Origin of the sequence: Flavobacterium branchiicola (assembly GCF_018383905.1) — a bacterium.
GTDB classification, from domain to species: Bacteria; Bacteroidota; Bacteroidia; order Flavobacteriales; family Flavobacteriaceae; genus Flavobacterium; species Flavobacterium branchiicola.
Genome location: NZ_JAGYWA010000003.1, coordinates 637,011 through 659,533, shown reverse-complemented (window position 1 = coordinate 659,533; position 22,523 = coordinate 637,011). Strand labels below are relative to the sequence as shown.

Below are 22,523 nucleotides of genomic sequence, written 5' to 3'. Positions count from 1 at the left end.
AATGAGAAAAAACTTTGCGTCTTAGTGACTTTGTGAGATTATTTTAATCGCTTTTTTAGCTGATAATCATACAACGAAGGAATCTTCTCAACTGATTTATTCAAAAACTCAATATAAGGATCAATGTCATATTTGATTTCAAATTTAGCATTTCCGTGAACACCAATAATTCTTGCTAAAGCGCCATCTTTCATTCCGTACAATAAAACTGGTTTTGAAACATCTGGATTTTCGACTTGAACGTTCAGATTCCAAAAAGTACTGAAAGGTCCGTGTGAAGGTTTCCAGTAATCGGCACCGCCGCCGCCAAATATCGCGTAACTATTGTTTTTATCGGCTTTTAAATGAACCGTAATATTATCAAATAAATTTTGGTGATTCGCTCCCGAATGCTGGTCTAAAACCGGATCTGTAAAAATTTCGCAATTTTGATACACGTTTTTAGTCGCAAAAGTGTTGAAACTTAACGGATGAACGGCTGAATTGTAAATCTTCAGGTTCTTTACCAAAATATTATGAACGCCGCCTAAAGTTACCGTGTAATGTGCAAAATGAGTTCCATCGGTTGTAATATCCTGAATGGTAACGTTTGCAACTTCTTCGGCTAAAATTCCGCTATCGGCATTGGTGATTTTGACATCTTTTACCCAACTGTTAAAAAGACGCGTCAGAAAGATTCCGTTGTTTCCCGGCTCAACATGATGTGCCACTCTTGGAATATCGGGAAATGTAAAACGAAGATGCTCAATTCCAACTTCACTTAAATGTTTCCATTCAACCAATTGCGCCTGATAACTTGGTTTTATCGAAATAGTTAAAGGCGTTTTTAAAGTGATTTTTGAAGCGGAAATTTTAATGATTTCGACTTGCTGTCTCACAATTGGAAGTTTCGGAAATTTCCAGTGATGCGAACCGGGTTTTACTTTTGCACCCTGATATAAATCTTTGATGATTTCGCCGTTTTCGCCATCTTTATTGAACAATTGCAATTCGACAACATCACCAACTTTCAAACCTTTTACATCTGAAACCGTAATAGTATGTTCGCCCATTTTGCCCAAACTAACTTTCGCCAACGGATTCGATTCGGGTTCGTATTTATCCAGATATGATTTCACACGTTCACCTGGAACTTGTGTCCAGATAAAGCCTCCGGACCATGCATATTGCGAAAAAGGAAGATCGATATTGTTTTCGGGTTCGCGTTGTCTTTTGTCAAAAGTGGTGAGATATTCGCGAAGTTCAGCCAAAACTTCAGAATCTTTAAGATACATCATCGGCCTTGGGCAATAGATTTCGGTTCCGTTTTCGGCAGAACCGGCACCGCGAAGAACAAAATTGCTTCTTTCGATATACAAAATATCACTTAGAATAATTTTCCCCGCTGGTAATTGCAGAATTACATTTCCTTCAACGGCATTAGCGGCTTTAAATGCTTTTAAAAGTGCTTTTGAATCGTCTAATTCGTCATTGGCTTTTACTCCAAAATCTACCGCGTTAATGATTTTTCCGTTAGGTTCAGGAATCTGGCTTTCGCCGAAATGATAGCCTGCGTAGCTAAAATCGGGAAGATAATTGGTTTTCGAAGTGATAATTTTAGGTAATTCCTGCGCCGGTAAAGTATTCATGAAAAGACCGCAGGATATAAGAAGGATTTGGCGAATCATGGTTTGGTGGTTTTTGTGGTTAGTTAGTTTTTTTATAGGGATTTGCCACGAAGGCGCTAAGGAACGAAGGTTTTTCTCTCGCAGATCTCGCAGATTTAGCGGATTTTTTTGTCATACCCAATGGTTTCAACCATTGGAGCGCAACGTAAATCACGATACGTTTCCCAAGGTTGAAACCTTGGGCTATGTTTGCTTTTATGTCTTAAAAACTTTGCGTCTTTGCGAGATTAAAAACACAAGTTTTATTTTATTTCACACAGATTTAAAATGATTTAAGCAGATTGTGCAGATTTATTAAATTTAAATCTCATTAAAATCTGCTCAATCTGCCAGATCTGCGTGAAACAAAAAAAACTTTGCGTCTTAGCGAGATTAAAAACACAAATTTTATTTTATTTCACACAGATTTAAAATGATTTAAGCAGATTGTGCAGATTTATTTAATCTAAATCGTATTAAAATCTGCTCAATCTGCCAGATCTGCGTGAAACAAAAAAAACTTAGCGTCTTAGCGAGATTAAAAACACAAGTTTTATTTTATTTCACGCAGATTTAAAATGATTTAAGCAGATTGCACAGATTTATTAAATTTAAATCTCATTAAAATCTGCTCAATCTGCCAGATCTGCGTGAAACAAAAAAAACTTTGCGACTCAGTGGCAAAACCCTACTATAAGGAACGCTTAATTCCTAATTCAAGTCCGCGTAGTTCTGCAAGACCTCTTAAACGGCCAATAGCAGAATACCCCGGATTTGTTTTTTTCTTTAAATCGTCCAGCATTTGATGTCCGTGATCGGGGCGCATTGGTAACTGGCTGTTGTTTTTTTTCTCCACTTCCAAAATCGCTTTTACGACTTCGTACATGTCAACGTCGCCTTCAAGATGATTAGCTTCGTAGAAACTTCCTTCTTCGTCTCGTTGCGTACTTCTTAAATGAATAAAATTCATTTTATCGCCGTGACGTCTTACGATTCCCGGTAAATCATTATCGGCACGAACGCCGTATGAGCCTGTACACATCGTGAATCCGTTTGATTTAGAAGGAGCAACGTTCATTAATTCTACCAAATCTTCTTCGGTACTTACGACCCTTGGTAAACCTAAAATTGGGTAAGGAGGATCGTCTGGATGAATTGCCATTAATATACCTTTACTTTCTGCAACCGGAATAATCTGCTGTAAAAAATAGAATAAATTGTTTTTTAAAGCCTCTCTGTCAATATGATTGTAAGCGCTTAATGTGATCAGGAATTCTTCAACAGAATATGCTTCTTCGGCACCCGGAAGTCCAGCCAGAATGTTCTGTTGTAATTTTACTTTATCTTCTGCAGACATTGCTTCAAAATAGCTTTTTGCTTTTTGTCTCTGCTCGTCAGAATATTCATTTTCTGCGTTTGGTCTTTTTAGAATATACAATTCAAAAGCAGCAAAAGCGTTGATGTCAAAACGTAAAGCTTTTGAACCATCTTCAACTGTATAAGACAAATCTGTTCTTGACCAGTCCAGAACCGGCATGAAATTATAGCAAATACAGTTAATACCACATAAAGCTAAATTTCGTATGCTTTCTTTGTAATTCTCAATATACTCAAGGTATTTTCCGGTTTGTTTTTTAATGTCTTCGTGAACCGGAACACTTTCTACAACTGACCATATTAAACCCGAAGCACCTTTTTTAGGATCACCATCTTCGTGTTCAATTTCGACTTTTCGCTTTATAATTTCATCAATACTCCAAACTTCCCCGTTAGGAATATGATGCAAAGCGGTAACAATTCCGGTTGCTCCGGTTTGCGCAATATCTTGTAAAGAAACGGGATCATTTGGTCCGAACCATCTTAATGTTTGTTCCATTTTTATATTTTTTATTTCCTGCAAGGTTTTGAAAACCTTGCAGGAGAGATTGAAACTAAATATTAAATACTTGTAGCAGCAAAACCACCATCAACTTTTAATGTGATTCCTGTTACGAATTTTGACATGTCGCTGCATAAAAATAAAAGTGCGCCGTCAATATCTTCTGGAGTTCCAAATCTTCCCATTGGCGTATGATCGATAATTTTTTCTCCTCTTGGCGTTAATTTTCCTTCTGGAGTCAGTAATAAAGCACGATTTTGCTCTCCAATGAAAAAGCCTGGAGAAATAGCATTTACACGAATTCCTTCGCCGTATTTTTGAGCCAATTCAACCGCCATCCATTGTGTGAAATTGTCAATTGCTGCTTTTGAAGCTGAATAACCCACAACTCGTGTTAAAGGTCTTTGTGCTGAAGCCGATGAAATATTGATAATAATTCCCTGTTTCTGTTTTGCAAAGATTTCAGAGAAAACCTGTGTTGGAAGCATGGTTCCGATAATATTTAAATCGATCACTTTTTGAAGATCATCTGTTTTCATGTCAAAAATCTGCTGATCCGGGGCAATTGTTGCGCCCGGCATATTTCCGCCTGCTGCATTGATCAGAATATCCAGACGACCGTATTTTTCAAGTATTAAATCTCTTGCTTTTTCTAGGTCTTCTTTTTCCAGCACATTAGCCTGAACCGCAAATGCCTGACCGCCGTTTTCCTGAATGGTTTTTACTGTATTTTCTGCTTTTTGCAGCGATTGAGAAACGATTCCAACGATAACGCCTTGTTTAGCCAAAACGTTTGCAAAGTTGGTTCCCAGAACTCCGGCACCACCTGTTATTAAAGCTATTTTTCCTTTTAGATTAAATGTAGAATCCATTTTTTTTAATTTTCAAATTCCAATACTTTCAAATTCCAAATTCCAATTTGAAAAGTAAAGTATAGTTATAGTTTAGTTTTAATATTTTCAGTTTTTAATTGGAATTAGTGTTCAAATTCAAATGTTTTTAAATCCCAAATTCCAAATTTTTAAATCCCAAATTCCAAATTCCATTTTGAAAAACATAGTATAGTAATATTTGGAATTTGGAATTTCATTAATTGGAATTTAAACTATAGTAATAATTGGAATTTGGAATTTCATAATTTGGAATTTATACTAAAGTTGGAATATCAATTTATTTTTACCTTAATAACTATTTTTTTTAATTGACCGTCGCCAATCATTGCGGCGTGAACATCTTCCGGAAATAAAATAGTAAACTGTTTTTCCTGCAGCTCAAAAAACATGTCGGGTTTGTCATGAAAAAATCGAACATCTCTTTCATCACTGTAATCTCCATTGGGACTTACGCATTTTTCTCTTGGTTTCCATGCATAAGTTTCAGGGCCTTTTATTACAACTTGTATGTCAATATTTTTATCATGACATTCAAAACCTTTTATGCTTTGTTCTCTTGTTGCACCTTCGCCTATAATTACAATTACTTTTAAACCTTCGGCAATTTCAAATGCACCTTCTTCAAGATTGGCAATATCAGTTTGATTTATATAATCAAAGGCTTTTTTGAAATTAGGATGTAAGCTGTAATATTTTGCGGCATTTTGTACTGAATCAATGATCATTTTTTAATTTTTTTTATTTGGTTTTTATTCTGTTAGTAAAGAAATTTCTAAAAAAATATTTTTCTTTTTCTGTTTTGTATAACTTTGCGTGTACGCACACGGTGTTTTACAAATGTATGTAAAATGTGCTATAAAACAACTTATTTTTAATAAAATAAATTAATTTTACCGTAGTGCTTTTATTTTTTTAACTTAAAAGGAATCAATATCATAACAATAAAAAAAATTGCCGAATTAGCCAATGTTTCACCGGGTACGGTGGACAGGATTATGCACAAGCGCGGACAGGTGGCGCAGGAAACAGTAGATAAGGTAAATGCCATAATCGAAGAGTTTGGTTATAAACGAAATATACTGGCAAGTAATCTGGCATTAAATAAGAAATTCCGTTTTGCTGTTTTTTTACCGAAATCTGAAACGCTGGAATATTGGCAAAGTCAGGTGAACGGAATCGAAAAAGCAGCTTTGGAGTTTAGTAAATTCGGAGTTGTTTTAGATTATTTCTTTTACGATTACAATGTCGAATCTTTTAAGGAGTCTATTAAAAAAATCATGAAGTTTGATTGCGACGGACTTTTATTCGCGCCCATTTTTCACGATGATTCGATTCAGTTTTTGAAGGAATATCAAAAGAAAAATATTCCTATTGTAATGATTGATTCTAATATTTCTGAAGAAAATAATCATGCTTATGTGGGACAGGATGCTTTTCAGAGTGGTTATTTGGCAGGAAGATTAATAAGTTTTGCCGTAAAAAACGAAAGACAGATTCTGGTTTTTAAAATCACCAGAGAAATCGAAAGCACTTCGGTATATCTCCAGCGTATAAAAGGATTTTATTCTTATTTTGAGGATCATGATGAACTGACCAATTTTACTTTTTCGGAAGTTACCTTAAAAGATTCCAAAATCGATCAGTTAAGTCTAGAAATGTTTTCTGGTATAAACAGTGTTTTTGTGCCCAATTCAAGAGCGTATATTGTCGCTCGATTTTTAGATAAAAATAATATAAAAGGCGTTCGGATTATTGGATACGATTTATTGAAGGAAAACATCGAATACCTTAATAAAGACGTAATTGATTTTTTAATCAATCAAAGACCCGAAGATCAGGGTTATATGGGAATTAACTATTTGTATAAAAAACTAGTTCTTCAGGATCAGGTTGAACGCATGCATTATATTCCTTTAGAGATTATTTTGAAAGAGAATTATTTTCCTGCGAGGAAGTAAGATAAATTTAGCCACGGATTTTACGGATTAAACGAATTAACGCAGATTTTTTTAATCGAACCTGTGAAAACCCGTTTAATCCGTAAAATCCGTGATCCAAATCTTATCTCTTAACCTTCACAACCAATGGATTATTTATTTTTTCTGAGAAAGAACTCAAATATTTTTCCCATTCTTGTTTGGTTTGAAACGGACTTCCTTTTTTCCATCCAAAACCAACATAATAAATTGCTTTGTTGTTTTTAACAGAGATATTTCCGTAAAGATTACTTAAATCTTTTTCGTTTGTGATATGATTATCAAAACTCAATAAAGTACCTTTTGGAGCAACCAAACCCGTTCCAATTTCTGAGTCGTCGATAGGTTCCCAATAACTTAACCAGCCTTCTTTTAAGTTCGTTCCAGTTGTTCCTTTTTTATCGTGAAGCGTTAAGCCAGCCGCAATAGTCTTTGTTCCCGTAATATTGATTTCAAAACGAGAAAGCTGACTTCCGTAATCTAAACTAATCAATTTTGATTCGGTTATTTTATTTCCTTTCGCATCCCAATCGGCATACGTTATAATAAAACTCGTTCTGATTGGTCCAGTTGTAATGGTTTTCCAACTAATGAAATTCTTAGAGAAATAATACTTTCCGTCAACGTTTACTGCAATTCCGCCCACGCCGCGGCTGTCTCCAACATGAAAATTATCCAGACCTTCACCCGTATCTTTATGATATGTTCCGGTTCCGTTAGTAGCTTTTTCGTACCATTTATTAATGATCGGGTAATCGACTCTTTTAAGCCATGCATCGATTCCGCTGGTTAAAGTTCCGCCTGCAATATTATCTTCGACCATTTTTTGTGCCACAGGACCATAAGTTCTAAAAGCCACTTTATTGTTTTCCCACGCATAATCGTCTGTACGTTCCGGAACAAAACGAGAATAACAATTAATCACTTTTGAAGCATCAGGATTTGTTCCAATAGAAACTTCAAAATCCTGTTTGGATGAAGCTTTTATTTTAGGCTGAAATAATAATACATCAGCAGTTCCGTCTCCATCATTATCTACAGTTTGGGTTTCTAAGAGAGAATTTGAGTTTAAGTCTTTTACAACATAATTTTCGAGTTTGGAATCTGCAGCTAATCCCAGAGATTTTTTAGTGAGTTCGATAGTTTCAAATTCCCTGTCAATCTTCAGAGAATTGGAAACTGTGATTGTTTTATTTTGAGAATAGACGACAAAATTGCTTGTCAGAATTGCGATGATTAAGAAATGGTTTTTCACAATTTATAGGTTTATGTTTTTTAGTTGATTTAATAGAACCTGATAAAATTAGTGATTGAAAGCGAATTAGAAGTCCGAAATAGGAGTGATTTTGTACAGTAAATGATAATACAAGGAAATGGTAGGCTTTTAGTCCATGATTAGTCAGGAAATGTTATTTATTTAAAGATCACAAAATTTTTAGCAAAAGAATTTTTTTTATAAAAGACAATTATATACTTTAGCATACCAGAACGGAACAGAACGGTATGCGAAAAGAAGAAGAAAAATTTACGTTTATTATCAATCATGAAAGTGATACTCCGAAATACCAGCAATTGGTTGACGGAATCACGAATGCCATTGCGGAAAATATTTTGCAAAAGGGAGATTTACTGCCCTCTGTAAATGTAATCTGCAAAACGTATCAACTCTCAAGAGATACAGTTTTTAAGGCGTATTCGATATTAAAAGACCAAAATTCAATTGAATCAGTGCCGAATAAAGGCTATTATGTTTCGGGCGAAACCAGAAAAGTACTTTTGGTTTTAGACACTTTCAAAGCTTATAAAGAAGTTTTGTACCATTCGTTTGTCAATAATTTGCCGGATAATGTAATTACCGATGTACAGTTTCATCATTATAATATTGATGTTTTTAAAACGATCATCAATAACGGAGTTGGAAAGTATTACAAATATGTGGTAATGAATTTTGATCATAACGATATTGGTGAAGCTTTATCTGCCATTTCAAATGACAAATTGCTTTTGATCGACTGGAATATTCAGGCCAATGCAAATAATAATTATGTCTTTCAGGATTTCGGAAATGCCTTTTATAATTCGTTGATTGAGGCAGTTGATTTATTTAGAAAGTATAAAAAACTACAATTTGTATATCCGGATTTTACCAACCATCCAAAGGAAACTGTTGACTTTTTTGAGAAATTTTGTGCCGATTTTAATTTCAAGTTTGATGTTATTACCGATGCCAAAAAGTTCAATATAGAAAAAGAAGTAGCCTATATAAGTGTAAGCGACAGGATTTTGGGACACTTTTTAGAGCAATGTAAAGAGAAGAATCTGGAACCCGGAAAAGACGTTGGTTTTTTGTCTTATAACGAAACGCCGATGAAGAAATTTATATACAAAGGAATTTCGGTTGTATCGACTGATTTTAATGAATTAGGAACCAAAGCAGCGGCATTTATTACGCATGACGAAGAAACGCAGTGTTATGTGCCGACAAATTTAATAATAAGAGAATCACTGTAAGTTATGTATTATATCGGTTATGATATTGGAAGTTCTTCTGTCAAGGCAGCCTTGGTAGAAGCAGAAACAGGCAAAAAAATCATTGTTCTCAATGAGCCTCAGAACGAAATGGAAATCCTTTCAATTCATCCGGATTGGGCAGAACAGGATCCGGAAATTTGGTGGCAGCACATTTGTACCGCAACCAAAAGAGCAATTCGAGAATCGAATATTGATGCTTCTAAAATTCAGGGAATTGGTATTTCATACCAAATGCACGGATTGGTAATTGTTGATGAAGCTGGAAATGCGCTTCGAAATTCTATCATTTGGTGTGACAGCCGTGCGGTTGAAATAGGTAATAAGGCTTTCGCCGAAATTGGAGAAGAAAAATGCATGTCTCATTTATTGAATTCGCCTGGAAATTTTACCGCTTCGAAATTAAAATGGGTGAAGGAAAACGAACCAGCAGTTTATAATAAAACTGCTAAATATATGCTTCCCGGAGATTATATTGCTTTGAAATTAACCGGAGAAGTAACAACTACCAAAAACGGTTTGTCTGAAGGAATGCTTTGGGATTATAAAGAAAATAAAGTAGCAGACTGGCTTTTGGATTACTACGGAATCGATCAGTCGTTGACGCCAAAAATTGTAGAAAATTTTACCAATCAGGGAGTTGTAACAGAAAAAGCTTCGGCAGAATCTGGTCTTCCAGCAGGAATTCCGATTGTGTACAGGGCAGGAGATCAGCCGAATAATGCTTTGTCCTTAAATGTGCTTCGTCCGGGAGAAGTGGCAGCAACTGGTGGTACGTCAGGAGTTTTCTACGCCGTGACAGAAACAAATTCTGGAAAAAGCACTCGTGTAAACAACTTCGTTCATGTAAATTATACGGAATCAAATCCGAGAGTTGGAAAATTACTGAATATAAACGGAGCGGGAATACAATACCGATGGATGCGAAATACTATCGGAAATGAGTCGTATGAAGAAATGAATGAAAAAGCATCTCAGATCAATGTAGGTTCGCAAGGATTGGTTGTAATTCCATTTGGAAATGGAGCTGAAAGAATGTTCAATAATAAAAACATTGGTTCTCATATTTTAAACCTGAATTTTAATATTCATACCAACGCGCATTTATTCAGAGCCTCTTTAGAAGCAATTGCATTTTCTTTTGTGTACGGAATGGAATGTTTGAAAGATGATAATGCAACAATTAATGTAATCAGAGCCGGAAATGATAACTTATTCCGTTCGGAGATTTTCTCTAATACCGTTGCAACTTTAATAGGACATGAAATAGAAATTTACAATACAACCGGAGCAGTAGGAGCGGCGAGAGCGGTAGGCTTGACAGATGGCGACTTTGAGAAATTTGGTTCAGGAATTACAACAAACGATCACGTAATGACCTTTTTACCTCTAAAGAATAAAGAGGAATACGAAACGGCATATAAAAAATGGAAACAAGAATTAGAATTAATATTAACAACTAAATAAAAAACCAAATGATAATTTTAGGAGATAAAGAATACTATAAAGGTATAGGCCAGATTAAATTTGAAGGAAAGGAATCTGATAATCCACTGGCATTTAAATATTATAATCCGGATCAAATCGTAGCAGGAAAAACAATGCGTGAGCATTTTAAATTTGCAATTGCATACTGGCATACCTTCTGCGGACAAGGTAGCGATCCATTCGGACCAGGAACTCAAAACTTCGCTTGGGATTTGGCATCAGATCCGTATCAGGCTGCAAAAGATAAGGCAGATGCTGCTTTTGAATTTATCAGCAAAATGGGATTTGATTATTTCTGTTTTCACGATTACGATTTGATTGCTGAAGGAGCAACTTTCGCAGAATCAGAAAAACGTTTGGCATTCATTACAGATTACTTAAAACAGAAAAAAGCGGAGTCTGGAATTAAATTGCTTTGGGGGACTTCAAACTGTTTCTCAAACCCAAGATTCATGAATGGAGCGGCTACAAATCCTGATTTTAATGTGGTGGCAAGAGCCGGAGGACAAGTAAAATTAGCTTTGGATGCTACAATTGCTTTAGGTGGAGAAAATTATGTATTCTGGGGCGGTAGAGAAGGATATATGTCTTTACTAAACACAGATATGGGTAGAGAATTAGACCACATGGCGCAATTCCTGGCAATGTCTAGAGATTACGCAAGAGCGCAAGGTTTTAAAGGAACTTTCTTCATTGAGCCAAAACCAATGGAACCATCTAAACACCAATACGATTTTGACTCTGCAACTGCAATTGGATTCTTAAAAAATTATGGTTTAGATAAAGATTTCAAAATCAATATCGAGGTAAATCACGCTACTTTGGCGCAACATACTTTCCAACATGAATTGGAAGTTGCTGCAAAAGCCGGAATGTTAGGAAGCATCGATGCCAACAGAGGAGATTACCAAAATGGTTGGGATACAGACCAGTTTCCAAACAACATTCAGGAAACAACTGAAGCAATGTTGGTTTTCTTAAAAGCAGGCGGATTACAAGGCGGTGGAGTTAACTTTGATGCTAAAATCAGAAGAAATTCTACCGATTTAGAAGATGTTTTCTTAGCGCACATTGGCGGAGCAGATACTTTTGCAAGAGCTTTATTGACAGCAGATAAAATCATCACTTCTTCTCCTTATGAAAAATTAAGAACAGAAAGATACAGCTCATTCGATTCAGGAAAAGGAAAAGATTTTGCTGATGGAAAATTAAATCTTAAAGATCTTTATACTATCGCGCACGAAAATGGAGAATTAAATCTTCAAAGCGGTAAACAGGAATTGTTTGAAAACATCATCAACCAATATATTTAATTGGTTAAATAAGGTTCTAAGCTTCTAAGGAGCAAAGGAACAAAGGTTTGAGCAACTTTGTCAAAGTTTTAAACTTTGACAAAGTTTATACGCAATATACATTCATTATCTAATTGACAAATTATCTAATTGTCACATTATCTAATTCTCAAATTCCCCCATTTTCCAATTAACAGATTCCAATGTAATTTGTTACAGTAAAATAAATTTTTATATATTTGAATTTCTGCATTCGTTTTTTTGAGGTATTATTAATGTTAAATTAGTAATTCAGCGCCTGAAAAATCGGATATTTAAGAGCGAAAGATGATTTTTCCCAAAGGATCATTTTTTTAGTTTGTGATTCCCAAAAATCGCAAAATAACCTACAGACAGAAACAAAATGAAGAAATTTATAATTAGAATTCCAGTTCTATTACTATTGCTTATTTCTCCAATTCTGAGTTCCCAAATTAAAAAAATTGGGGTTCCGTTTATTACCAATTATAATCCGAAGACTTATAAAGCAGCTTCAGAGAACTGGGATGTTTTGCAGAATTCAAAAGGCATGATGTTTTTTGCCAATCATTTTGGAATCCTGCAGTTCGATGGTGTGCGCTGGAGTATTGTTACACAACCGGAAAATCGAAGCATGGTTCGGTCTATGGCGATTGATAAAAACGACAAAATCTATGTAGGCGCGCAAGGCGATTTTGGTTATGTTATGCAGTTGCCAAATGGTCAGTATCAGTATACTTCTTTAGTGAAATTAATTCCTGCTGCTGCCCGAAATTTTGGTGATGTTGTTCATACGGTCATTCGAAACAACGAAGTTATTTTTTTCTCTTACGAGGGAATTTATATTTATAAAAACAATAAAGTCAAAGTTTTACTTTCGGAGAAAAAATTTGACGATTTCTACGAAGTAGGAAATGAAATGTACGTTTCAGACAATGCTAGAGGTCTTTTAAAACTGAAAGTGGATAAATTGTTTCCTATTGATAATGGCGAACAGTTTACAGGAATGAAAATTCGGAAGATCTTCGCTATAAAAAATGGACTTTTATTATTGACGCAAAAAAGCGGACTTTTTAGTTATAAAGAAAATAAAATCAGTCCTTTTGTAACCGAAGCAGATCATTTGCTGAAGCAAAATCAGATTTCTACAGGAATACAACTTTCTGATGGTTATTTCGGAATTGGAACGCGTCAGACCGGGTTGATAGTTATAGATAGTGAAGGAAATTTGATTCAGCATATCGACAAACAAATGGGTTTACAGAATGATTATGTAACCAATTTAAAAACCGACAAAGAGGGAAATTTATGGGTGACACTCAAAGAAGGAATTTCGCTGATTCAGATTTCATCACCTTTATCGCGAATTGTAGACAGCTCCAACTCTGAAACCAAAATATACTGTAGCGAAATTTATCAAAACAAATTGTATATCGCTACCGATAATGGCTTATTTTGGCTCGATTGGGAAGCTTATAAAAGCGGAAAACGAGAGAATGTAAACTTTCATTATGTTTCCGGAATGTCTGAAAACGTTTGGGATATTGGTGTTTTTGGAAACTCTCTTTTGGCTTTTGAAAAAAACGGCGTATTTGAAGTCAGTGGAAATTCCGCGAAAGCGATAGCCAAAACTGACGGTGCGTGGAAAGGCGTTCTCATCCCGAATAATCCCGATTTATTGCTCGTGGGTGGTTATACAGGATTATATCTTTTAAAGAAAATAAATGGCTCGTGGATTTTTCAGCATAAAATAAAAGGCTTTGAAGAAAGCAGTCGCGTAATCGAAACCGATAAAAATGGCAATATCTGGGTGGCACATGGCTATAAAGGAATCTATAAATTAAAATTTACTAAAACATTTGATGCTGTTTTAAAGGTTCAGTTTTACAATCAAAAGAATGGTTTTCCGTCTAGTTTATTTCTGAATACGTTTAAAATTCAGGACAATATCCTTTTTGGAACGACAAAAGGCGTTTACAAACAAAATACAACTTCAGGTAAAATGATTCCTGATCCGTTTTTCAAAAAATATCTCGGACTGGAAAGTCATATTCGTTTGCTTAAAGCTGACAATCAGGATAACATTTGGTACATTTCGGGAGAGAATACGGGAAGAATTATCGAAACTAAAAATCATAATTTTGAAGTTGAAGAATTGCCTTTTAGAAAACTGAGATATTTATATGTTCCCGGTTTTGAAAACATACAAACCACCGCAAGCGGAGATGTGTTTTTTGGAACTCAAGACGGCTTAATACATTATAGCACGGTTCGAAATAAAAAATACGAGACGAAATATAAAGCGATAATTTCGGAAGTGAAATGTATTTTCCCGAAAGACAGTTTGTTATTTTCCAGCAGATATGACGTACTGCCAAATAAAGCTGACGAAATAGAAGAAAAATTATCTCCTGTTTTATCGTATTCTAATAATGCCCTGCACTTTTCTTTTGCCTCGCTTTTTTATGATGAAGCCGATGCTACACAATATGAATACTGGCTGGAAGGTTTTGAACCGAAATGGTCGGATTATAGTCTTCAGACGGAAAAGGAATATACTAATTTACCCGAGAACGAATATGTTTTTCACATCAGAGCAAAAAATATTTATGATGTAGTTAGCGAAGAAGCCGTTTTTCGTTTTGAAATTTTACCGCCCTGGTACAGAACCAGCTGGGCTTATATTTTATATTTAATTCTTTTTGGCGTTTTAATTTATGCCATTATTCAATATCAAAAAAGCCTTGCAGAACGCGAACGTGAACAGTTAATTCTGAATCAGGAGAAAGAATTACTCAGAAACCGCGCTGAACTTAACGAACAGAAACTGGCACTAGAACAGGAAAATATGGCCATTGTACGCGAGAATCTCGAAGCTACAATCAATCTTAAAAATGCAAAAGTAGCATCAAATACCGTCAATCTTATTCATTTAAATGAAATTCTGCTTTCTATAAAAGAATTGATTAGTCAGATGGATAAGAAAAATGACGCCAATGTTAATTTCAGTTTACTAACTAAAATCAACAAATTAATTGATCATGAATTGCAGGGCGATAAACATTGGAATGAGTTTGAAGAAATCTTCAATCAGCTTCATGATAATTTCATGCAAAGGCTCAAAACAAGTTATCCCGAATTAACACCTCGCGATATGCGATTGTGTGCTTATTTGCGAATGAACTTCAATACAAAAGAAATAGCACCGCTTTTAGGAATCTCTGTTCGTGGGGTAGAAGACACCCGTTACCGTATCCGAAAGAAATTACAACTTCCGTCTGATGCCAACATCACCGAATTTATTCTAAATTTTTAGACTATTATTTAAACACATAGTCCCAAAGCCTCGGGATAGTTTTACATTGTCTAAAAAAAGGCGTTTCACTAGTTGAAACAAACATAGCTATGTGTGAAAGCGAGCTTTTTTTATAATCTCAAATAAAAAGGAAGAAGAAAATCTAAATTTTTAGACTATTATTTAAACACATAGGAACATAGTTTTACTTTGTCTAAAAAAGGCGTTTCACTAGTTGAAACAAACATAGCTATGTGTGAAAGCGAGCTTTTTTTATAATCTCAAATAAAGAGAAAGAAGAAAATCTATGTTTCTATGTGTTTAGAATAATTTGCGCAGACTTTACATTAAAATTGCCGTTTAAAAAACGAGTTTCATCTCGTAAGTAAAACCCTAAGTGTTTTATGTCTTTTTTTTTACGGTTTCCCGTATTTTTTTGTGACCACCGTAGTCAAACCGTACTCCAAAATGTAAGTCTTGCCTGATTTATTTGTTAATATTGCCTCGTTATTTGCAAAATATATAGTCTATTTAATACAAAAATGACTTTTGTTTTGTTAATGCGCTTTACTAACAAAAAACTAAAAAAATGAAACAAAATGACCCTTTTTTCGGCCGACCACCGAAAAGCAATTCCTATTTATTTAAGCGATTTTTTATGGCAGCACTATTACTTCTGCCACTGCTCAAAATTCAGGCACAATGCAATACCTTAGTCTGGGCAGATGAATTTAATGGTACTATAGTCGATTTAACCAAGTGGCAGAGTATTTCAGGAAACGGCTGTCCCTCGCTTTGCGGTTTCGGAAACGCAGAAGCCCAGCGTTACGATCCCAATCAGGCTACAATTGTAAAAGAAGGAACAAACAGTTACCTGAACATTGAGGCTAAATATGCGCCCGATGGAGCATTTCCACAGCAACCGTATGCTTCTTCTAAATTAACTACAGAAGGAAAGTACGCTATTAAATACGGGCGAATTGAAGCTCGTATGAAGCTTTCAAACGGGCAAGGCGCATGGCCGGCATTCTGGATGTTGCCTGCCGGTACATCAAACTGGCCGTATACAGGTGAAATTGATATTATGGAAGCCAAGCACAGAAATCCAAAATCTATTGATGGAACCATTCATTACGATGGAGGTGGTTATCATTTTACAGGAAGAAGTTACTCTTCGCCAACCGATTTGTCTACAGAATTTCACGTTTATGCGGTAGAATGGGGACCAAATATCATTAAATGGTTTATTGATGGAAACTTATTTCACACTGCCACACCAAATACGACTGTTAATGGCGGGTGGCCTTTTAACGATCAGCAGTTTTACATTATTCTAAATCTTGCTGTTGGTAGTTTAGGAACACCTTATACCAGTGTAAACGGAGCAGGAGTAGAACCAATTCCGGCAGATTTCCCTGCAAAATTGCAAGTTGATTATGTGCGTGTTTACGACGGAAGTTTTAAATATGCCGTAACAGGAGATAACAAAGTATATCAAAACGAAACCAGTAAAACGTATTCGGTTAATGCAATTGCAGGAGCTACTTATAACTGGACAGTTCCTTCGGGAGCGTCGATTACTTCCGGGCAGGGAACAAATACAATTACAGTAAACTGGGGATCAACAGGCGGAGATATTTCTGCAACTGCTACAGTTTCGGGTTGTACGACAAATACCTATAAATTGGCTGTTACGACAGAACCTGCAATTCCGGTAGAGAAAATACACGAAGATTTTCAAAGTAACCGTAATGTGCTTTATCCGTTAAAAACAGGTGTTTTAACAGAAGCTGTTGCCAATCCTTCGGCAACCGGAATTAATACGTCTGCTTTGGTAGGGAAATATGTTCGTAATTCAAGTGAATTGTATGATGTTTTGAATATCAAAAATGTAACGATCACTAATGCGAACGATTATGTTTACGGAAGAAAAAAACTTTCTTTTGATATTTATACATCGGCTCCGGTTGGAACAAAAATATCCATGCAGCTTGAGAATAGTTTAGTGACTACAGCAACCAATTATCCGTCAGGAAGACATAGCGGATTTAAAGCGACTACAACGGTTCAGAACAAATGGGAAACCATTGAGTTTGAATTCGAAAAAGTGATTGATCCTAATACAAGTGCCTTGACGATTAATAATGTAGTTATCCTTTTTGAATCCAATTCAAATTCAGGAGCGACATATTATTTTGATAATCTGTTGACAAAAGCTGCGCCTGAAAAACCAATTATAGCCACAGATGTACTTCAAAACTATGATGGCATTAATAAAATTATAAAAGGAACTACAACCGGAACTTATTCTGTTGTTGCAAATCCGGGATCAAATTCCGTTAACGCTTCCGCGAATGTGGCAAAGTATGTTCGAAATGTAACTGAGCAATACGATGTACTTTTCTTTAATACCCAAAGCACGATTGAAGATGCCGGTTTATTGAAAAATCAGACCAATAAAATCATGATTGATGTTTATACTTCGGCTCCGGTTGGAACAGTGGTAAGTCTGAATTTAGAAAACAGCGCAACATCGCTTCCAGCTAATTTTCCAACAGGAAGAAACAGTAATTATGTAGCGATTACAACAAAACAAAATCAGTGGGAAACGCTAACGTTCTATTACAATTCAAGTCCGGATGCAGGAACTTCAAACTTAGCAATTAACCAAATGGTTTTATTGTTTAATTCAGGTTCTTATACCAGCGATACGTATTATTTTGATAATATCAGAATTGGTGCAACAAAATTACCGGATACTTTTACGCCTGGAGTTGTTTATGAAGATTATCAAAACACGCACAATATTACGTTTAGAGATGCGATTGGAACTTATACGCCAAATACAGCAAATCCAAGTGCAAGCGGAATCAATACATCTTCAAACGTGGCCAAATATGTTCGTAAAGCAACCGAATTGTATGATAACTTTTCGTTCAATACTACTTTAACAAACATTGGAGATTTTAAAGGCGGCGTGAAAAAATTCGCGATGGATGTTTATACATCTGCTCCGGTTGGTTCTGTTATTTCGTGGCAGGCAGAAAGCAATGCTTCGATTCCGTCCAATTATCCTGCGGGAAGACACAGTATTTATCAGGGAGTTGTAAAACAAACCAATGCGTGGCATACCGTAACTTTTACTTATGCAAGTTCGCCAGATGCTTCAACTTTAGACAGCGAAGTAAATCGTTTTGTTTTCTTGTTTGAGCCGGGAACAAGTTCCGGAAATACGTATTATTTTGATAATATCAGAGCAGTAGATTTAGTTTCTACAGAAAACCCGCCAGCAGGATTGCCATCGCCTTGGATCAGTACAGATCTTGGTGCGGTAACGCCGGCAGGAGAAGCAGCACACGCCAACGGAACTTTTATAATTAAAGGTTCAGGAACTGATATTTGGGAAACAAGCGATCAGTTTCAATTTGTAAATCAGCCAATAACGGGTGATGCTGAAATTATTGCCAAAGTAAATTCTTTAACCAATACCAATACGTATGCAAAAGCAGGAATAATGTTTCGCGAAACGCTTACGCCAACTTCTAAGCATGCCATGACAGATATCACTGCGGCAGCGGGAGTAGAGTTTTTAGCAAGAAATGCAGTTTCAGGAACTACAACTGCCGATGTTGCGGCAGGAACAGCTCCAAAATGGCTTCGTTTAGTAAGATCAGGAAATGTATTTACATCGTATTCATCTGATAACGGAACAACCTGGACGCAATTGGGTACGCCAAAAACAATGGCAATGGCGAACACGATTTATGTTGGAATGGCAGTTACATCTCATGCAAACGGGACATTGACAACGGGAGTTTTCAGCGATGTTACGGTTAGAACTATTACGGCAAATCCGAATGTAAATTTAGCTTTAGCGAAAACCACTACAGCTTCGACAGAAGAAAATGCCACTTATTCTTCGGCGAAAGCCACAGATGGAGATGGAGGAACAAGATGGGCGAGTTCTTTTGCCAATGCAACCGAATGGATTTATGTTGATTTAGGAAGTAATTATAACCTTAACAGAGTAGTTCTAAAATGGGAAGCCGCTTTTGCGACGCAATATAAAATCCAGCTTTCTACGGATAATGTGTTTACAGAAAATGAAACACTAAATACACAAACAGCAAGTGACGGCGGAACAGATGATTTAGCCGTAAGCGGTACAGGAAGATACCTTAGAATTTTATGTAACGCAAAAGCTTTAGCGCCTTACGGATATTCGTTATATGAAATTGAAGCATACGGATCGGCATCAACGGCAAAAATGGCTTTGAATACGGTTGAAGAACCAGAAGCTGCTGAAAGTGATTTTGTGATGTATCCAAATCCGGCCGGGAATTATGTACAGCTTTCTACACCTGAAAATTTAAGCAATAAAGTCATTACGATTTATGATAATTCAGGAACCTTAATTCTTCAGACAAAAGCAGACGCTGAAAGCAATGAAAGTTGGATTGATTTAAGCAAACTTAAAAGCGGAATCTATCTTCTGAACTTCAAATCAGATCAAAAAAGCTGGAACAAAAAGCTTATTAAGAAATAATTAAAAATCCGTCGGGTGTAATTTGAGTTAAAAAAAATACTGCTTGGTTAGTTTGCAGGAATTTAGATTTAAGAATAGCATCACTAATTACACCTGACGGATAATACAAGTCATTAATATAAATGGTATAAGATGACTCAGGTTTAAAATCTATTTACGTAACCCCCAAAATTATTTAGATATGAATAAAATTAAACTACAAGTATTTTATTTTCTGATGACACTGTTTTTGGTGTTTTCAAACGCGCTGCAGGCGCAGGGACCAATTCCGTTTACGATCAGCAATACCTCTACATTTAACGATAATGAATTGTATGTAGCCATTGTTGGTATAGATTACACTACCGGAAATCACGTTTGGGTAAATGCCAAAACAGGTCAGGTTTTACCAATGAGTTCGTCTTACAATACAGTAACCGGACCCACAATTGGCGGAAATACCGGGCCGGGGCAAAACTCCAAATATGCGGCTTGTTTTACCAAACTGAGTGAAATTCCGAATAAAACCTTTACACTGCCATTAATTGCAGGTTGCAGGGTTTTTATTTCTAAAGGACAACAATTGTATTTTTACTTTTTTGGTGCAAGCGGAGCTCCTTCTGGATATACTTCACCAAATCCGTTGAATGCCACAGATCCGAATCAGGGAATTTTGTATGAAATTATCGAATTGACGAATAACCAATACGGTTTCTTCGGAAATCCTTCGAGAGTAGATTCGTATAAATACCCAATGGGACTGGAATTGTTTGGAGCAAATGGTTACCAAAAAAGAGTTGGAGAATTAAAAAAACACGCTGATGTTGTAGCCGCTTTTAAAGCGAATGTACCGTCAGAATTTCAAGGCTGTGTAAACGATGCAACCGGAGAAATTACAGCGCCATCTAAAACTCCTGCTTTTGCTGATGGAACAGGCGGAACGTCAGTCGGGCCACAGGCTAATTATTTAAAATCGTATATCGATGCGATCTGGAATAAATACAAAAACGAAGATTTAATCTTTTATGCCGGAGATGCCGGAGTTTTTAAAGGAAGAGTTATTGGCGAGCAATTAGAAATGGTAGGACAATCCGGTGGATTTGTTGGCCGTACCGGAAGAGTTCAAAACCGTCCGACAACACAGGAAGCCCTTGAAGGAAAAGGTGTTCTGGACAGAAGATTAGTTGATGGTGATCTGGATCTTGTGATTCAGGCGCAATTAACAGCGGCAATAAATCGACATGTTGTAAATACTACAACCGCAAATCCCGGACAACAAAACTGGTACGATGCGTCAAAATTCTATCAGGTAAACCCAACGAATCATTATTCTAAATTTTGGCATTTGCCAGGAATCAGCGTTGATAATTTAGCGTATGGTTTTGCTTATGATGATGTTGCAGATCAGTCACCTTCATTGCATTCTCCACAACCTACAAAAGTAATTGCTGCTTTTGGAGGTTATGCCGGAACAGTACCTTCAGTACCTGCATCGACAGATGTTATTACGGTTTATAAAGATTGCAATTACACCGGATTTTCTGGCGGATTGACCATTGGAGATTATAATCTGGCACGTTTAAATACTTTAGGAGTTCTTAATGATGATATTTCGTCGCTTAAAATTACTCAGGGTTTTCAGGCGATTTTATATCAGGATGATAATTTTACCGGAGCTTCAACTGTAATCAATTCTGATAATTCTTGCTTGAATACAACATGGAATGATAAAGTAACTTCTATCAGAATCCTTGCTAACGGAACTACAACTCTAGGAAACCAGACTTTCTTTTTACAAAACAGAAACAGCGGTTTGTATATGGATGTTTGGAGTTCCAGTATGGCAAACGGTGCAGGAATTAATCAGGGCGCTCTTAATTCCGGAAACAACCAGAAATTTACTTTGACGCATTTAGGAGATGGATTGTATAAAATCATTGCCAACCATAGCGGTCAGTCTTTTGACATCAACAACTTTAATAAAGCAAATGGTGCACGTTTAGAGCAATATCCGTACAATGCTACAACCAATCAGCAATTTGTTTTGGTTGCAACAGGTGATGGATTTTATAAAATTGTTGCAAGACATAGCGGAAGAATTGTTGAGGTAGCTGGAGCAAGTACAGCTTCCGGTGCGATTGTACAACAATGGGATAACAACAATCAAACGTGCGGTCAATGGAAATTAGTTCCTGCAACAAGTTCTCAGACTTCTGTTTTAATTCAGGCCGAAGATTATTCAGCTATGAGCGGTATTCAGGTTGAAGCGACTACTGATACAAGTGGAGGCTCAAATGTAGGTTATACCGAAACGGGTGACTGGTTAGCTTATAATAGTATTAATTTCCCAACTACAGGTTCTTATTTAATTGAATACAGAGTAGCAAGTGCCGTTACAGGTGGAAAATTATCTTCAGATTTAAATGGCGGAACTATCGTTTTAGGAAATGTTGATATTCCAAACACTGGTGGATGGCAGAACTGGCAGACTGTTTCTCAAACCGTAAACGTGAATGCCGGAACGTACAATTTCGGAATCTATATTCAGAATACGGGAATGAACATCAATTGGATTAAAATCACAAAAGTTGGGGCAGGCGCAACAGCCAGAACCGCTTCAGTTGAAACTGTTGAAGAAACGTCGGAAGAAATTGCCTTAAATATTTATCCGAGTCCGGTTACCAATACACTTTACCTGACTACAGATCTTTCCGGAGCAAATGCTAAAATAGTTGATGCACAATCAGGAACCACAATTTCATCAAAACCAATTAGTGGTAATAGTGTAGATGTTTCGCATTTGAGACAAGGAATTTATTTCATTGTTTTTGAAAAAGAAGGTAAACAAACGATTAAGCGCTTCATTAAGAAATAATTTTAGATTGCAGATTTTAGATTTTAGATTGATTTGTGATGACTCCTAAATCAAGAAATTTGGAATTTGGCAAAGCCAAATTCCAATCTAAAATCTAAAATCTAAAA

The 22,523-nt window shown here is 36.1% G+C and carries 12 protein-coding genes; 7 read left to right on the top strand and 5 right to left on the bottom strand.

Translation table 11 applies throughout. The annotated features are described in order from the left end of the window. Positions 1 to 38 precede the first annotated feature (38 nt). From KHA98_RS09680 to KHA98_RS09665, 4 genes are all read right to left on the bottom strand, one after another. Positions 39 to 1,667: a hypothetical protein gene (locus tag KHA98_RS09680; RefSeq protein ID WP_213257629.1), complete on the bottom strand. Its 1,629-nt coding sequence runs from the start codon at positions 1,665 to 1,667 to the stop codon at positions 39 to 41. 670 nt (positions 1,668 to 2,337) lie between these two features. Continuing rightward, a complete protein-coding gene (gene uxuA, locus KHA98_RS09675; protein ID WP_213257628.1) occupies positions 2,338 to 3,522 on the bottom strand; it encodes a mannonate dehydratase in 1,185 nt (394 codons plus the stop codon). A gap of 62 nt (positions 3,523 to 3,584) precedes the next feature. Then, positions 3,585 to 4,397 (bottom strand): SDR family oxidoreductase, encoded by an 813-nt coding sequence (locus KHA98_RS09670; RefSeq protein ID WP_213257627.1) that lies wholly within the window; start codon positions 4,395 to 4,397, stop codon positions 3,585 to 3,587. Positions 4,398 to 4,690: 293 nt separating this feature from the next. Next, positions 4,691 to 5,143 (bottom strand): YhcH/YjgK/YiaL family protein, encoded by a 453-nt coding sequence (locus KHA98_RS09665; protein WP_213257625.1) that lies wholly within the window; start codon positions 5,141 to 5,143, stop codon positions 4,691 to 4,693. Between the two features lie 201 nt (positions 5,144 to 5,344). On the opposite strand from KHA98_RS09665, the gene KHA98_RS09660 reads away from it, so the two are divergent. Then, complete coding sequence (locus KHA98_RS09660) at positions 5,345 to 6,376, top strand: LacI family DNA-binding transcriptional regulator (RefSeq protein ID WP_317192574.1); 1,032 nt, start codon at positions 5,345 to 5,347, stop codon at positions 6,374 to 6,376. 103 nt (positions 6,377 to 6,479) lie between these two features. Here KHA98_RS09660 and KHA98_RS09655 read toward each other — a convergent pair whose 3' ends face one another. Next, positions 6,480 to 7,649 (bottom strand): DUF4861 family protein, encoded by a 1,170-nt coding sequence (locus tag KHA98_RS09655; protein ID WP_213257623.1) that lies wholly within the window; start codon positions 7,647 to 7,649, stop codon positions 6,480 to 6,482. 248 nt (positions 7,650 to 7,897) lie between these two features. Between KHA98_RS09655 and KHA98_RS09650 the strand changes: the two genes are divergently transcribed. From KHA98_RS09650 to KHA98_RS09625, 6 genes are all read left to right on the top strand, one after another. After that, positions 7,898 to 8,905: a GntR family transcriptional regulator gene (locus KHA98_RS09650; protein ID WP_213257622.1), complete on the top strand. Its 1,008-nt coding sequence runs from the start codon at positions 7,898 to 7,900 to the stop codon at positions 8,903 to 8,905. A gap of 3 nt (positions 8,906 to 8,908) precedes the next feature. Then, the gene (locus tag KHA98_RS09645; protein ID WP_213257620.1) at positions 8,909 to 10,390 is read left to right on the top strand and encodes a xylulokinase; all 1,482 of its coding nucleotides are present in this window, start codon (positions 8,909 to 8,911) and stop codon (positions 10,388 to 10,390) included. A gap of 8 nt (positions 10,391 to 10,398) precedes the next feature. After that, complete coding sequence (gene xylA, locus KHA98_RS09640) at positions 10,399 to 11,724, top strand: xylose isomerase (protein WP_213257618.1); 1,326 nt, start codon at positions 10,399 to 10,401, stop codon at positions 11,722 to 11,724. A gap of 382 nt (positions 11,725 to 12,106) precedes the next feature. Then, positions 12,107 to 15,037: a triple tyrosine motif-containing protein gene (locus KHA98_RS09635; RefSeq protein ID WP_213257617.1), complete on the top strand. Its 2,931-nt coding sequence runs from the start codon at positions 12,107 to 12,109 to the stop codon at positions 15,035 to 15,037. 637 nt (positions 15,038 to 15,674) lie between these two features. Then, the gene (locus tag KHA98_RS09630) at positions 15,675 to 19,562 is read left to right on the top strand and encodes a family 16 glycosylhydrolase (protein WP_246522262.1); all 3,888 of its coding nucleotides are present in this window, start codon (positions 15,675 to 15,677) and stop codon (positions 19,560 to 19,562) included. Between the two features lie 181 nt (positions 19,563 to 19,743). Further along, positions 19,744 to 22,416: a beta-1,3-glucanase family protein gene (locus KHA98_RS09625; RefSeq protein ID WP_213257613.1), complete on the top strand. Its 2,673-nt coding sequence runs from the start codon at positions 19,744 to 19,746 to the stop codon at positions 22,414 to 22,416. Positions 22,417 to 22,523 lie beyond the last annotated feature (107 nt).